The sequence below is a fragment of the Streptomyces asoensis genome (genome assembly GCF_013085465.1).
GTDB lineage: Bacteria > Actinomycetota > Actinomycetes > Streptomycetales > Streptomycetaceae > Streptomyces > Streptomyces cacaoi_A.
Window position 1 is genome coordinate 1084298 of the sequence record NZ_CP049838.1, and the last position, 14193, is coordinate 1098490.

Consider the following 14193-nt stretch of genomic DNA (forward strand, 5'->3'; position numbering starts at 1 on the left):
GCCGGCTCAGCCGGCCTTGCCGCGGCCTGTCAGCGCGTCGCGCATGCGGTCGATCATCCCGACACCCGGGGCCAGCATCTTGTTGGCCGGGGGCTTGTCCGGGGCGGTCGGGTGCGGACGCGTCGGGGCCGTCTTCTTCGCCTTGCGGACCTTGTCGCCCAGGTCGTCGAGGGTGTCCGCCGGACACACCGCGCGCAGCCTCGGGAACAGGTTCTGCTCCTCGTCGGCCAGGTGATCGCGGATCTCCCGCATCAGCATGCCGACGAGCCGGTCGAACTCGGGATCGTCCGCCTCGCAGCCCTCCAGGTCCTTCATGATCTGTTCGGCCCGCGCGTGGTCCGCGAGTTCCTTGTCGGCCAGGGCCTCGCCGCCGGGGACGTGCTCGCGCACCGCCGGGTAGAGATACGCCTCCTCGGCCACCGAATGCCGGACCAGCTCCATCGTGGCCTGGTCCGCGTACAGCTTGCGGTCCTTGGCGCCGGGCGGCAGCGCCTCGATCCGGCCGAAGAACTCCTCGACCTCGCGGTGATCGGTCACCAGCTCGTCGATCACGTTCCCACCATGACCCATGTCCCACACCTCCAGCCTGGCACGACGGCTCCGGATCGGACCCGCCACGCCCCGAGTGCCCCCCATAGGCGGGCCGACACGGCAACCTCCCGGCCGGGGGAGGCGGCACGGAGCGGCTCCCGCTCCCACGATCTGAGAAGGTCACCTCTCCATCGCGGTACAGGTGCCTTAGCGCTTGGTCGGCCCGGAAAAGTAAATTACAGTCACCAATTCCCTCACCCCATTCCGACTACTTTACGTACAGTCATGAATATACATTGACCGGCTCTCCTCGGTCGCCTGCAAGGGAATGCGCCTCCAGTCCGGGCCGGACCGGAGGCGCATTCTTGGGGACCCGAGGCAGATTCACACCTCGGACGGCAGCTTCTTGGTGAACGACGGCTTCGGGGCGGTCTAGGAGTACCCCATGGCCTTCTGGAATTCCTCCAGCGCCTTGAAGGCTGCGCAGGCCGCCTTGGCCTCATTGCTCACGACTCCCGCCGCGCAGACTCCCTTTTGGACCAAGTCCCATATCTGGTCTCCGACGCCGTACCTGTACCAGCGCAGGTTGACCCCCGACGGGCGCCAACCGTTGACGAAATAGTCCTTCTCCACGGTATTGAAGAGCATCGCGTTCTTGACCGGCGACGGACCGATGGTCTTTCCAGCCTTGCCGCCGCGCACCTTCCACTGGCAGGTCGTTTTATCCAGCTTCTTCGACCAGCCCAGGTTGATGCCGCGCCCAAGGTCCCGCTTCTTGTAGACCATGTACTCCTTGACCGAAGTGTTGTAGAGAGCGAGTCGCTGGTCGTACTGGATCGGACTGGAAGTCCCCTTGCTACCGCACTTCACAAACTTCCACTGGTGCTTGGCGGAACTGCTCCACTTGAGGGAGATCCCTGACCCGAAGCCCCACCAACGCTTTCCGTAGTAGAGGTGCTCCTTCTCGCTCTGGCTGTAGAGCGAGAACGGCACGTTCGTCTCGGCTGCACCGGAGAATCGCAGGGTCCACTGCGCGGTGGCCTTCGCGACCGACTGCGGGAGCGGCGGCGGCGCCTGTGCCGCAGATGCCTGGACCTGCGATACCGCCGTTGTCACCATGAGCGTCCCGAGGACACTCGCAATGGCACGACGTGACATGGCTCTGGACATGTTGAACTCCTCGCGAAATCGAGAGGTTTTGCCGAATCGGCAGGGTTGCCGAATTCGCTGAACCAACCATCCGCGAGGAAGCAGGCGAGCGGTAGTCGCGTAATCCCGTCTCTTGACATCCTTGCCTTTTGTTTCCTCTCAGACATCCTCAGCCTCGGCCTTTCGTGATTGGCCGTCAGCTCTTGCCTGGTCAGCCGGGCTTCGGAAGGGTTGCGAGTCGCAGAAGCGCTTCGGTGAGCTGCCGGATTCTGGTAGCCGGTCAGAAGCAGCACCGGCCCCTTGCCGGTCAAGTCCAACGACCTCTCCAACACGGGGAAAATCTCCAGCAGTTGAGCCCGAGGACGATGGGTCTGCCGGGCGGTCGAAGACGAGGTGCAGGCGCCGGGCGGTCAGGGTGCGCGAGTCGACGGCACCATTCGTGAATGCCCGAGGTCAGGATCCGCCGCCTGCCATGCCCGTTCGGGCAGAGCGGCAGGAGCCTGTCCCCTGCCGCTCTCCCTGGTCGACGTGCTGCGCTGGTGCTCGGTGGACCGCACCTGTACGCACCGGCCGCCGGCATCGCCCACGCCCTCAGGGGTCATCGTCGGCGGGGCAAGACGAACGGCGTCCAGTGGCGAGCTTGCCTCCGGGCGTACACACGATTGGCAGGCCGCCGGGCCCGACAACGTGCCAAGCCTCGTAGTCGGTATGGGGATCGACGGTGAGATCTCCACGAAGTGGCCGGTTCGCCACCTTGAGCAGATGATGGAAGACGGAGGCGGCGCGGGGAATGCGCGAATTACTCACGCTAATAATTCTGCGGAGGCGAGCTCTCCGTTGATATGCAATAGAGCAGCTGGAAGCACACCTCACGACTGAGCGAGATGGTTTACATGAAAGGAAAATTCTTCCGGCGATACATTCTGGCAATTCCCCTGCTGGCAGTGCCGCTGGCTCTTGTCAGTCCAGGGTCGGCCGCCGCCGTTCCCACTCGGAAAGTCTGTGGCAGTTGGACCTCGGTTCCCGGTGCATCGGTCCAGGCGCAAGCGTGCCTGGAACATATGGTAGGCGTGAATCCGCAGGTCAATAAGGCTGGCTCCTGGCTCCGGGTCGTCACATATGCTCGCTACACCGGCGGCAAGGATGACGGATTGCACGGCATGGTAGTGACGACGTATATCTACCGCACATGGGTAGGTGGAGGAAATTTGTATGTCTCTGGCCCAGGTGGGGGTTATGACATGAAGGACTCGTACTCCTCGACGTGGCAGCCGCGCAAAAATTTTCCCAGAGCTGCCGTACGGGCAAGGGTTCTCCTCCACCTCAATGGTTCAGATACTAAAATCACTGTCTACTCAAAGTTCATGAGGGCCGGGGGCTGAGCTTTTGGCTTTCGGTAATCCGGCGACGACCCGCTCCACCGAGCCCGTTCTACTCCCGTCGGCCGTTTTCCGTGTCACTGCCGTCGCCCTCGCGCAGTAGAGCCTGGAGTTTCCCCCGGACCGCGCTCCGGACCTCTGCGGCGTCGGCCCCTGTTGCCGATATCGATGCGCCGTTCGGAAGCGTGATCGTAATGGAGTCCGGGGTGCAGGAAACCGACTCGCTCGTGCGGAACGGGCCAAGGCTGATCTCGGTCGTCCTGGTGGTCGCCGTGTACCCCGCCGGTACTCCTGTCTGCGAGATCCCCGTGCCGGCGAACCAGTCGAGCAGTCCGCGGGCCACGGTTTGGAGCACGCCCTCGTGCTGCGCAGGCGGGGTGGTGACCGAGAGGAGGGCGGCCCGAACGGCGAACGGCTGCGGCTCGCGGGAACCAGCGGGCGCACTCCCGGGCTGTGGCACTTGAAGGCCGGTGAGGCGAGGAAAGGGGTTGCGCCTCGGAGTGCACTCGGAGCACTGGCAAGGTGAATGAATCCCTCACCAGGGCACGACGCCTCACCATCGCTCTCCTACCTGCCCAGACCTCCACGGGCCGCTCGCATGCCTCCCCCTCGTCCCTCCGAACACGTCAAGCCGCCTCGGCGCACTGACAGCGGCGCCCCGGAGCGCGCCTCCAGCTCACCGAATCGCGGCCGCTCGAAACCAGCCGTCCCACCCTCCACCCACTCCACCGGTCGGCGTCTGGTAGCCGACCAGGATTTCGGGGATGCTGGGTTTGACGGGCCACAACATCGTTCTCCACCGCCGTAGCCGCTGCCGACCGGCCCGAACCGCCAAGATCGTTAACTGGTCCAACTCGATCTGACCTGCGAAAATAGAGGTCAGGGAGTCATCTACTAGTCTCACCTGGAGGTATCCGTGAAGATGTTGATCAACGTTCCGGAGACCGTGGTCGCGGACGCGCTGCACGGAATGGCGGCCGCCCATCCCGAGCTGACCGTCGACGTCGAGAACCGGGTGATCGTGCGGCGGGACGCTCCGGTGGCCGGGAAGGTGGCGCTGGTGTCCGGCGGCGGCTCGGGGCACGAGCCGCTGCACGGTGGGTTCGTCGGGCCCGGAATGCTCTCGGCGGCCTGCCCGGGTGAGGTGTTCACCTCGCCGGTGCCGGATCAGATGGTGCGCGCCGCGGCGGCCGTGGACAGCGGGGCAGGTGTGCTGTTCATCGTCAAGAACTACACGGGCGATGTGCTCAACTTCGACATGGCGGCCGAGCTGGCCGAGGACGAGGGCATCCAGATCGCGAAGGTCCTGATCAACGACGACGTCGCCGTGACCGACAGTCTCTACACGGCCGGGCGGCGCGGCACGGGCGCGACGCTGTTCGTGGAGAAGATCGCGGGGGCGGCGGCCGAGGAAGGGCAGCCGCTGGAGCGGGTCGAGGCGCTCGCCCGGCAGGTCAACGAGAACTCCCGCAGCTTCGGCGTGGCGCTCACCGCGTGCACCACACCGGCCAAGGGCAGCCCGACCTTCGATCTGCCGGCCGGCGAGCTGGAGCTGGGCGTCGGCATCCACGGGGAGCCCGGCCGGGAGCGGCGGGCGATGATGACCTCCGGCGAGATCGCCGACTTCGCGATCCACGCGATCCTGGACGACATGACGCCCCGCAATCCCGTCCTCCTCCTGGTCAACGGCATGGGCGCGACACCCCTGCTGGAGCTGTACGGCTTCAACGCCGAGGTGCACCGCCTGCTGGCCCAGCGCGGGGTGGTGGTCGCCCGTACGCTCGTGGGCAACTACGTGACGTCCCTCGACATGGCCGGCGCCTCGGTGACCCTGTGCCAGGTGGACGAGGAGCTGCTGCGGCTGTGGGACGCGCCGGTGAAGACCCCCGGGCTGCGCTGGGGTGTGTGAGGAAGGGACAGGGACAGGCGCTCCGACCGTACCGATCATGCAAGGAGATCCAGTGCTCGACGCCGACTTCTTCCGCCGTTGGATGACCGCGACCGCCGCGTCCGTCGACCGCGAGGCGGACCGGCTCACGGCCCTCGACTCACCCATCGGGGACGCGGATCACGGCAGCAACCTCCGCCGTGGCTTCACCGCGGTGAACGCGGCGCTGGAGAAGGAGGCACCCGAGACGCCGGGCGCTGTCCTGGTGCTCGCGGGACGCCAGCTGATCTCGACGGTCGGCGGGGCCTCGGGGCCCCTGTACGGCACGCTGCTGCGCCGGACCGGGAAGGCACTCGGGGACGCCGCCGAGGTGGACGAGGAGCGGCTCGCCGAGGCGCTGCGTGCCGGGGTGGACGCGGTGATGCAGCTCGGCGGTGCCGCGCCCGGCGACAAGACCATGATCGACGCACTGGTGCCGGCCGTCGACGCCCTCCCCGACGGTTTCGGCGCCGCCCGGGCCGCCGCCGAGCAGGGCGCCGAGGCGACGACGCCGCTCCAGGCCCGCAAGGGCCGGGCCAGCTATCTCGGCGAGCGCAGCATCGGGCACCAGGATCCGGGCGCCACCTCGGCGGCACTGCTCATCGCCGCCCTCGCCGACACCGGCGCCGACGCGGGCGGGGAGTGAGGCACCGGTGAGCGACGAGAAACTGGTGGGCATCGTGCTGGTGTCGCACAGCGCGGAGGTCGCGTCGGCGGTGGCCGAGCTGGCGCTGGGCCTGGTGGGCGGCGGTCCGGCCGTGCCGGTCGCCGCTGCGGGCGGTACGGAGGGCGGCGGGCTGGGCACGAGCGCCGAGCTGATCACCGCCGCTGCCGCCTCCGTGGACCGGGGCGCCGGGGTCGCGGTCCTCGCCGATCTGGGCAGCGCCGTCCTCACGGTCAAGGCACTGCTCGCGGAGGGCGACGAACTGCCCGACACCGCACGGCTGGTGGACGCCCCGTTCGTCGAGGGCGCGGTGGCCGCGGTGGTGACGGCGGCGACCGGTGCCGACCTCGACTCGGTGGAGGCGGCGGCCGCGGAGGCGTACGGCTACCGGAAGGTGTGACGCGGCTCGCTCACCCACAAGGCGCGGGGCGCGACGAACCGTCACACCCGCCCGGTCACCTCACGGGTGAGGTCGCCCCGCACGCCGGACGGTCACTCGGCCACCCACCCCGACGCTCCGGCCATCGATGGCCGGAGCGTCGGGCCGACGGCCCTCGGCGCGGCCACCGCACGGGCTCCGGACGTGGACTCCTGCCGCCCGCGGGGCGCGACAGGAGGGGCGGCCCGGCCTGCACGGCCGGGCCGCCCTTCACCTACGCGCTCCCCTCGTCCTCTTAGCCCTCTTCGTCCCCCTCGTCCGTCTCATCCGTCTCGTCCGTCCCGGCGTCCAGGCCCTCATCAGCCTCCGAGTCGCCCGTGTCGTCCGACGATGCCGCCTGAGCCTCGCCCTCCGCCGCCGCCCGGCCCTCCTCCGGCTCTTCGGCGGCGGTTCTGCCCTCACCCTTGGCGGCTGCGCGGCCTTCGCTTCCGGCTCCCGTCCGCCGTGCCGCGCCGCCCTCGCCCTGCGGCGGTGCCACGAGCCCGCCCGGCGCCCATTCGTCCGCGTCCTCCTCCGGCGGACGGGGCTGCTCCTTGGTGCCGCGTACGAAGAGCCGCGCCAGCCGCTCCCCCACCTCCGCCGCCGAGGCGTGGCTCTCGATGGGGGTAGCCCGGGAGTCCTTGAAGACGATGTACGTGACGCCGGAGGGGGTGCCGCCGCCGCGCGGGTCGGGACGGATGCCGAGCGCCTTGGCGGTGGCGTACGACGCCTCGCCGATGATTTCGCTCGGTCCCGTGTCGCCGACGACCGCGTACTGCACCCGGTCCTGGTAGACGACGGCCGCGACCGACCCCCCGCGCACCCCGTGGTCACGGTAGTCCCAGATGCCGCTCACCCCCGGCACCACGATGTAGGGCAGCGTCTCAGCACTCAGATAGCGGCCGTCGGACTGCTGATAAGCGGTCGTGTCGGAGAACAGCGGGTCGGTGCCGCTGTTGCACTCCGGGCCCGGGCGGCCGTCGCAGTCGATGTCCATGTCGGCCGTCCAGAACACCGCCTCATCGGTGCCACAGACCGGGATCGTGGCCGGAGCGCCCTCGTCCGCGCGGTAGCGGCCGCGCGAGACGGTGGTGCAGTCGCGGACCCGGGACAGCAGGTCGGCGGCGCGGACTGAGCCTTCTTTCCGGGGCGCCGACGCCCCGAGGGCACCCGGGGACGGGTGCGGGGCGGCGGGTGCGGTGGTCGGGGCCAGCAGGGCAAGGCCGGCCGCGGCCAGCGTCAGCGACTGGACGCGCACGATACGGACCCTCTCGTGGGGGCATTGACGGACACGCGGAACAATCTGGTGTCGATCACGCCCCGGGGCCACCCCGAGGGGGCCGTACGGAGCACGAGGAGCATCCTCGGGGAGCCCGACGGTGCGACAGAGGGCCGGGGGCCCGGACGCCGTTTCGGCTCCGGGCCCCGGGCCACTTTGCCGGCGCGGGATCAGCGACGACAGCGGCCCGCGCCACCGGCTTGAACTCACCGGTGCTCAGGGTGAGTTCAGCCGTGAGGAACTTCAGCATACGTAACGTCCGGAAGCGGTCGCCGAGGGCGGCCCCGCACATCCGCCCTCTTGATGTGTGCGCACCACCACGCCATATTGGTCCGGACCATTGCCGCCGTGCCGGGCCGGGAGGCGAAGCCGTGCGACGCGTTGTGCTGTGGGTTGTGGTGTGCGGCCTGGTGGCGGCCCTGTGCTGCGGGTGCGCGGGCGGGAGCGGGGGCGGCGACGACGGACGGGCGCCGGGCGCCCCGACCGGGGTCACCGCGGAGGCCGGGAGCGCGACGAGCGTGCACGTCATGTGGAACGCCGTCGCCGCGGACCCCGCGGTCAGCGCCTACGAGGTGTACCGCGGAACCGACAAGGTCCAGGAGGTGCCCGGCTCCTCGCACATGCTGGACGTCGTCCGCCTCGCGCCGTCGACCACGTACGTCTTCACCGTGCGGGCCCGCGACGGCGACGGGCGGCTCGGTCCGCGCAGCCGGGAGGTGCGGGCCACGACACCGGCGGCCGCCGCGGCGGACCGCTCGCCGCCGACCCCGCCGGGCGCGGTGACCGGCCGGGCGGCCGGGAGCCGGGCCGTCCAGCTCTCCTGGACGGCGTCTACGGACGACCGGAAGGTGGTGTCCTACGACGTCTACCAGGGCGGCGTGCGGATCCACAGCGTCGGCGGGGGCCAGACGGCGACGGTCGTCACGGGACTGCGCCCCGGGGCGCGCTACTCGTTCACCGTCCGGGCCCGGGACGCGGCCGACAACGTCTCGCCCGCCGGTGCGCCCGTGCGCCTGACCACCGCGCCGGGTGACGACGAGGGGGCGGAGACCGCGCCGACCGACTTCCGGGCGAGCTCCCACCTCGCCGACGGGTCGTACTACCTCGACCTGTCGTGGGTGCCGCCCCGGGTGGACGGTGTCGTCACGGAGTACCAGATCCAGCTCGACGGGCGGCCGGCCACCTCTCTGGTGTGGGGCGGGACCCCGCCCCGGGGAAGGGCGACGTACAGCTTCTACGTGGGGCGGGAGGCAGGGGCCGGACACCGGGTGCGACTGCGGGCCCGGCTGCCGGACGGCACCTGGGGCGCGTTCTCGGCGGAGCGGACGGTGACGACGGCGCGGCGGTGAGAGTCCGTGCCGACGGGGCCGCCGACCGGGCCACGGCTCGGGGCCGCGGCCCAGCCGCCCGTCGGGCCGCCACTCGCGCCGCGGGGCGCGGCCACAAGCCAGGCGCCCATCGAGCCACCCCTCGCGCCGCAGGTCGCGCCGTGGCCGGGCCACAGGTCGCGCCGTGGCCGGGCCGTGGCCGGGCCACCGACCGGGCCACGGCTCAGGCCCGCGGCCCAGCCGCCCGACGGGCCGCCACTCGCGCCGCGGGGCGCGGCCACAAGCCAGGCGCCCATCGAGCCACCCCTCGCGCCGCAGGTCGCGCCACAGGTCGCGCCACGGCCGGGCCACCGACCGGGCCATGAGTCGGGGCCGCGGCCCAGCCGCCCGTCGGGCCGCCACTCGCGCCGCAGGTCGCGCCACGGCCGGGCCGCCGGCCGGGCCAGGGCTCGTGGCCACGACCCACCCGCCCATCGAGCCACCGCTCGCGCCGCGGGGCGGGCCACGGCCGGGGCGCCGGTCGGGGCGGTCCTCCGGGCACGGTCGGCCGCAGGTCGAGGAGGTGGTCGGCATGGGCCGTCCGAAGGAATCCGTCACCTGGCCGGTGGCCGTCCGCATGCGGGGCGGGGCCGGGGCGCGTTGGCTGCCCGTGAGGCAGCACGGGCGTACCCGACCTTCGGCGGCGCAAGGGATGTACCGCCAACCGTGCCGCCGCCGGAGGACATCCGATGCGCACTTCCCGTTTCCTCGTCCGCTCAGGGCTGACCGTGGCAGCCGCCGCCGCTCTGCCGCTCACCCTCACCGCCCAGCCGGCCGTGGCCCGGGTTTCGGGCATCTCCGTGAGCACGACCGGCTCCACGGTGTCGGTCGTGACCAGCGCCTGCGCCCAGATCAACGGCAGCTGGGGCACGGCGGCGCTGCTCGGCAGCGCCCAGGCGAGTTTCGCCCAGGGGCGCCAGGTCGCCCTGTCCGGGACCGCCGCCGGCCAGTCCGCCGCCTGGTCCGGCGTCTCCCCGGGCACGTACACCGTGGTCGTCATGTGCTCCAACGGCAGCACCGCGGGCACCCAGTCGGTGATCGTCTCGACCCCGGCCCCGAGGGTCACGGCGACCCCCACGGCCTCGCCCTCGCGGGGCGTCATGGGAGGCCTCGGCGGCGCGGCCCGCGACTACGGCCCCATCGCCATGGGGGTGGGCGGGGCACTGGTGGGGACGGGCGTCATCGCGGCGGCCTGGTTCCTGCGCCGGCGCTCGAAGCCGTACCGGCTCTAAGCGGTCCCTTCCCCCACCACGGGCAGTTCCTCGAGGGCCTCGGTGAGCCACTGCGTCCAGAAGGTCTCCAGCTCGATGCCCGCGCGCAGGACCAGGTGCTGAAGCCTGGCCTGCGCGCTGTCGTCGCCGGGCGGGAAGTCGCGTTTCTCGATCTCCTCGTACTCGGCCAACTGCCGCCGGTGCAGGTCGAGATGGCGGCGCAGGTCGGCCTCGAGGCCCGCGGTGCCGACGACCGCCGCGGCGCGCAGCCGCAGCAGCATGGCGTCGCGGTGCGGCTTCGGGTCCTGGGCGGCCGCCGTCCACCGGGCGAGTTCGGCGCGTCCCGTGGGCAGCACCTCGTAGGCCTTCTTCTGCCCGCGGGCAGGCGCCTGGGTCGGCAGGGCCCGGATGTGCCCCTCGGACTCCAGTTTTCCCAGCTCGCGATAGATCTGCTGGTGCGTGGCCGACCAGAAGTAGCCGATCGACCGGTCGAACCGGCGGGTCAGATCCAGCCCCGACGAGGGCCTCTCGAGCAGGGCGGTGAGGATCGCGTGCGGGAGTGACATGCAGTCATCCTAGGGAGGCGCCGGCCGGGTCCTACAGCGCCGCCGCCAGTTCCGTGCCCTGCTGGATGGCGCGCTTGGCGTCGAGTTCGGCGGCGACGTCGGCACCCCCGATGAGATGCACGTTTCCGCCGTCGGCGACCAGCGCCTCGTACAGGTCCCGGCGCGGGTCCTGACCCGTGCACAGCACGATGGTGTCGACCTCCAGGAGCGTGCTCTGCTCACCGACGGTGAGGTGCAGCCCGGCGTCGTCGATCCGGTCGTAGCGCACCCCGGGGACCATCGTGACGCCCCGGTGCTTGAGCTCGGTGCGGTGGATCCAGCCGGTGGTCTTGCCGAGGCCCGCGCCGACCTTGCCGGTCTTGCGCTGGAGGAGATGGACCGTGCGCGGCGGGGCGGGGCGCTCGGGGGCGGTGAGACCGCCGGGGCCCTGGTAGTCCATGTCTACGCCCCACTGGCGGAAGTAGGCCGCCGGGTCCTCGCTCGCCTTGTCGCCGCCGTCGGTGAGGAACTCGGCGACGTCGAAGCCGATGCCGCCCGCGCCGAGGATCGCGACGCGGTCGCCGACGGGCGCGCCGTCGCGCAGGACGTCGAGATAGCCGACGACGCTCGGGTGGTCGACGCCGGGGATGTCGGGGGTGCGGGGGCTGACGCCGGTGGCGACGACGACCTCGTCGTAGTGGGCCAGGTCCTCCGCGGCGACGTGCGTGTCGAGCCGTACGTCCACGCCGTGCGCGTCGAGCTGGTGGCGGAAGTAGCGCAGCGTCTCGTCGAACTCCTGCTTGCCGGGGACCTTGCGGGCCACGTTGAGCTGGCCGCCGACCTCGCTCGCGGCGTCGAAGAGAGTGACGTCATGGCCGCGTTCGGCCGCCGAGACCGCGCAGGCGAGTCCGGCCGGGCCGGCGCCCACCACCGCGACCCGCTTGCGCAGCCGGGTCGGGGCGAGGACCAGCTCGGTCTCGTGGCAGGCGCGCGGATTGACCAGGCAGGAGGTGATCTTTCCGCTGAAGGTGTGGTCGAGGCAGGCCTGGTTGCAGCCGATGCAGGTGTTGATGGCCTCGGGCCGACCGGCCGCGGCCTTGGCCACGAACTCGGGGTCGGCGAGCATCGGACGGGCCATCGACACCATGTCCGCGCAGCCGTCGGCGAGCAGTTCCTCGGCGAGTTCGGGGGTGTTGATGCGGTTGGTGGTGACGAGCGGGACGGAGACCGCGCCCATGAGCTTCTTCGTCACCCAGGTGTAGGCGCCGCGCGGCACGGAGGTGGCGATGGTGGGGATGCGCGCCTCGTGCCAGCCGATGCCGGTGTTGATGATGGTGGCGCCGGCCGACTCGACGGCCTTCGCGAGGGTGACGACCTCGTCGAGGGTCGAGCCGCCGGGCACCAGGTCCAGCATGGACAGCCGGTAGATGACGATGAAGTCCTCGCCGACCGCCTCGCGCACCCGCCGGACGATCTCGACGGGGAACCGCATCCGGTTCTCGTACGAGCCGCCCCAGCGGTCGGTGCGGTGGTTGGTCGGGGCGGCGATGAACTCGTTGATGAGGTAGCCCTCGGAGCCCATGATCTCGACGCCGTCGTAGCCGGCCCGCCGCGCGAGGCGGGCGGCGCGGACGTAGTCGTCGATCGTGCGCTCGACGTCGGCGTCGGTCAGCTCGCGGGGCGGGAAGGGGCTGATCGGCGCCTGGAGCGGGCTGGGGGCGACCAGGTCCTGGTGGTAGGCGTACCGGCCGAAGTGCAGGATCTGCATCGCGATGCGGCCGCCCTCGCGGTGCACGGCGTCGGTGATCTCCCGGTGCTGCTCGGCCTCCGCCTCCGTGGTGAGCTTCGCGCCCCCCTCGTAGGGCCGGCCCTCGTCGTTGGGGGCGATGCCGCCGGTGACGATGAGGCCCACTCCTCCGCGTGCCCGGGCGGCGTAGAACGCGGCCATGCGCTCGAAGCCGCGCTCGGCCTCCTCGAGGCCTACGTGCATCGAGCCCATCAGGACGCGGTTGGGCAGCGTGGTGAAGCCCAGGTCGAGCGGGCTCAGCAGGTGCGGGTAACGGCTCATGACAGCCCTCCGTGCGCGGTGTCTTCCCTCCAGTTCTAGAGGACCGCGCACGGTTTATGCAACTAGTTGCACAACAGCATCGGCGTCATGTGCCGCAGGTCACCGGCGTCGCCGGCTCACCGGCTCTCCAGCAGGACGTGCAGCTCCCGCTCCTGGTCCCCGGAGGCCGAGGAGAGGTCGCGCACCGCGAAGACCGAGTCGAGCGTCGTGCGGAGCCGCTCGATCGCCCAGTAGCTGCCCTGCGCGTCCGCCTCCACGGAGGAGGAGAGCCGGGCCGGGCGGGCGCAGTCGTGCGTCTCGGTCACCTCGAAGGTGCCGAGCCACACCATCGGGCGGCTTTCGTGCAGCTGCTGCGGCGCCTCGTCGGTGCCGCGGTCCGACTCGAAGCACTCGTTCAGCGTGTCGAACACGATCCGGGCGTCCTCCTTGCTGCATCCGCTGATCTCGACGGAGACGGACTCCTCGTGCGGTCGTTCGCGATCCATCGTGATCGCTCCTCTCGTGGGATGTGACGCGGAGGTGCGGGTTCCCCGCGAACCGCGCCACATCCCCAGAAAAGCACCACTTTCCGAGTGGGACCAGCGACAGGAGCGGCGCCGGAGGCCCGATCGACCCCGGTCAGCTCCGGGTGAAGCGGTAGGTCTTGCTGTCGGTCAGCACACAGAACCCGGGCGATACGACGATCACCCGCAGGGTGCCGGAACGGCGGTCGTAGTCGATGCCCTCGGCCTCGAACGTGCCCGAGCAGGAGCTGCGCAGCGGAAGCTGGCGCAGGGCGGTGACGTGGCCGGTGACGTCGGAGGTGCCGTTCGGTTCGGCGGACAGGTCGATCTGGAGGAGGGGCTTGGTGATGCCGAAGAGGGTGCCCGCCGGGTCGTCCGAGGCGCACAGCAGGGTGGTCGGACCGGTGAAGTCGCAGCCCTGGACATCGCGCACGGCGTGGTCGAGGCGGACGGTCGACACCTGCGGCAGGTTCGCGGAGGGCGAGGTGGCCGAGTTGGCGCCCGGGGTCGGGAAGACGAGGAACCGGGTCATGGTGCCCCACTCGCCGGACAGCATCCACTGGCTGTTCGGGGTGATCGCCGCCCAGGAGTTGTTCAGGGCCTCACCTGAGCCGAGCGCGTGGACGTACTCCGACCAGGCGCCGCCCGGTGCCTGCACGCGGTACATCTTCGCGTTGTTCGAGTCGCTCTGGTACGGCTCGACGTAGTAGCCGTCGTAGGAGGCGTCGGGGTCGCCGACGTGGTTCCAGCCCCGGGTGGAGACGGAGAAGGGGATGGTGCCGATGCCGGTGTAGCGGTTGGCGCTGCCCGCCGGGACCTCGACCGACGTCAGGCCCTGGCTCTCGGTCAGCGGGTCGGCGCGGTCGGAGCCGACCTCGGTCCAGGTGTCGGCGGCCGCGGCGGGCGGGGCCGCGGAGAGGACGGCGACCGTTGACACGGCCAGCGCCAGGAAGGCGGCGCGGGCGGTGCCGGCCGTGGTGCGACGGCGGCGGGCAGGACGCAGGGGCATGGGACTCCTCGTCGAGGGGGGTGGGCGCGCTCGGCGGACAGTCTGGCCCGGCATGATGGTCATGTACAGACCAATTCCATGGACACGTGCGGGCCTTGAGGAGAACGGCGCGCGACGCCGTACTGGAGGAGCATGAAGAAGCG

The 14193-nt window shown here is 70.9% G+C and carries 12 protein-coding genes and 1 pseudogene; 5 read left to right on the forward strand and 8 right to left on the reverse strand.

Annotation, left to right across the window (positions count from 1 at the left end; all coding sequences use genetic code 11):
- Positions 1 to 6: 6 nt before the first annotated feature.
- The 3 genes from G9272_RS04935 to G9272_RS46120 all read right to left on the reverse strand — a co-directional run bounded on the left by G9272_RS04935 (position 7) and on the right by G9272_RS46120 (position 2553).
- Positions 7 to 570 (reverse strand): hemerythrin domain-containing protein, encoded by a 564-nt coding sequence (locus G9272_RS04935; protein ID WP_171395382.1) that lies wholly within the window; start codon positions 568 to 570, stop codon positions 7 to 9.
- A gap of 393 nt (positions 571 to 963) precedes the next feature.
- Entirely contained in the window at positions 964 to 1701 is a 738-nt protein-coding gene (locus G9272_RS04940) for a hypothetical protein (protein ID WP_171395383.1), read from the reverse strand.
- Positions 1702 to 2271: 570 nt separating this feature from the next.
- Positions 2272 to 2553, reverse strand: a complete 282-nt coding sequence (locus G9272_RS46120) for a DUF6188 family protein (protein WP_367398543.1) — start codon at positions 2551 to 2553, stop codon at positions 2272 to 2274.
- A 1422-nt stretch (positions 2554 to 3975) separates the two neighbouring features.
- On the opposite strand from G9272_RS46120, the gene dhaK reads away from it, so the two are divergent.
- From dhaK to G9272_RS04955, 3 genes are read left to right on the forward strand one after another with little or no spacing between them, the layout of a single operon-like run.
- Positions 3976 to 4968: a dihydroxyacetone kinase subunit DhaK gene (gene dhaK, locus G9272_RS04945; RefSeq protein WP_171395384.1), complete on the forward strand. Its 993-nt coding sequence runs from the start codon at positions 3976 to 3978 to the stop codon at positions 4966 to 4968.
- A gap of 52 nt (positions 4969 to 5020) precedes the next feature.
- Positions 5021 to 5632, forward strand: coding sequence for a dihydroxyacetone kinase subunit DhaL (gene dhaL, locus G9272_RS04950; RefSeq protein WP_171401844.1), 612 nt, complete (start codon positions 5021 to 5023; stop codon positions 5630 to 5632).
- A 7-nt stretch (positions 5633 to 5639) separates the two neighbouring features.
- A complete protein-coding gene (locus G9272_RS04955; protein ID WP_171395385.1) occupies positions 5640 to 6050 on the forward strand; it encodes a PTS-dependent dihydroxyacetone kinase phosphotransferase subunit DhaM in 411 nt (136 codons plus the stop codon).
- Between the two features lie 577 nt (positions 6051 to 6627).
- Here the strand turns inward: G9272_RS04955 and G9272_RS04960 are convergent.
- Positions 6628 to 7326 (reverse strand): annotated as a pseudogene (locus G9272_RS04960) (glycoside hydrolase family 75 protein); the annotation flags it as partial.
- 392 nt (positions 7327 to 7718) lie between these two features.
- Here G9272_RS04960 and G9272_RS04965 point away from each other — a divergent pair.
- Both G9272_RS04965 and G9272_RS04970 read left to right on the forward strand, forming a co-directional pair.
- The gene (locus G9272_RS04965) at positions 7719 to 8696 is read left to right on the forward strand and encodes a fibronectin type III domain-containing protein (RefSeq protein ID WP_171395386.1); all 978 of its coding nucleotides are present in this window, start codon (positions 7719 to 7721) and stop codon (positions 8694 to 8696) included.
- 707 nt (positions 8697 to 9403) lie between these two features.
- Positions 9404 to 9946 (forward strand): hypothetical protein, encoded by a 543-nt coding sequence (locus G9272_RS04970; RefSeq protein ID WP_171395387.1) that lies wholly within the window; start codon positions 9404 to 9406, stop codon positions 9944 to 9946.
- On the opposite strand, the gene G9272_RS04975 is transcribed toward G9272_RS04970, so the two are convergent.
- The 4 genes from G9272_RS04975 to G9272_RS04990 form a co-directional block, all read right to left on the reverse strand.
- On the reverse strand, positions 9943 to 10491 hold the full coding sequence (locus G9272_RS04975) for a PadR family transcriptional regulator (protein ID WP_171395388.1): 549 nt from the start codon (positions 10489 to 10491) through the stop codon (positions 9943 to 9945). The two genes, G9272_RS04970 and G9272_RS04975, sit on opposite strands and share 4 nt — an antisense overlap.
- A gap of 31 nt (positions 10492 to 10522) precedes the next feature.
- Complete coding sequence (locus G9272_RS04980; protein WP_171395389.1) at positions 10523 to 12538, reverse strand: NADPH-dependent 2,4-dienoyl-CoA reductase; 2016 nt, start codon at positions 12536 to 12538, stop codon at positions 10523 to 10525.
- A gap of 116 nt (positions 12539 to 12654) precedes the next feature.
- Complete coding sequence (locus G9272_RS04985; RefSeq protein ID WP_171395390.1) at positions 12655 to 13023, reverse strand: hypothetical protein; 369 nt, start codon at positions 13021 to 13023, stop codon at positions 12655 to 12657.
- Positions 13024 to 13156: 133 nt separating this feature from the next.
- Complete coding sequence (locus G9272_RS04990) at positions 13157 to 14050, reverse strand: hypothetical protein (RefSeq protein ID WP_171395391.1); 894 nt, start codon at positions 14048 to 14050, stop codon at positions 13157 to 13159.
- Positions 14051 to 14193: the final 143 nt, after the last annotated feature.

Bases quoted from the DNA above. Each gene is read 5' to 3' on its own strand.
- G9272_RS04970 (WP_171395387.1), top strand. From the start codon at position 9,404: ATGCGCACTTCCCGTTTCCTCGTCCGCTCAGGGCTGACCGTGGCAGCC.
- G9272_RS04940 (WP_171395383.1), bottom strand. From the start codon at position 1,701: ATGTCCAGAGCCATGTCACGTCGTGCCATTGCGAGTGTCCTCGGGACG.
- G9272_RS04975 (WP_171395388.1), bottom strand. From the start codon at position 10,491: ATGTCACTCCCGCACGCGATCCTCACCGCCCTGCTCGAGAGGCCCTCG.
- G9272_RS04935 (WP_171395382.1), bottom strand. From the start codon at position 570: ATGGGTCATGGTGGGAACGTGATCGACGAGCTGGTGACCGATCACCGC.
- G9272_RS04980 (WP_171395389.1), bottom strand. From the start codon at position 12,538: ATGAGCCGTTACCCGCACCTGCTGAGCCCGCTCGACCTGGGCTTCACC.
- G9272_RS04990 (WP_171395391.1), bottom strand. From the start codon at position 14,050: ATGCCCCTGCGTCCTGCCCGCCGCCGTCGCACCACGGCCGGCACCGCC.
- G9272_RS04985 (WP_171395390.1), bottom strand. From the start codon at position 13,023: ATGGATCGCGAACGACCGCACGAGGAGTCCGTCTCCGTCGAGATCAGC.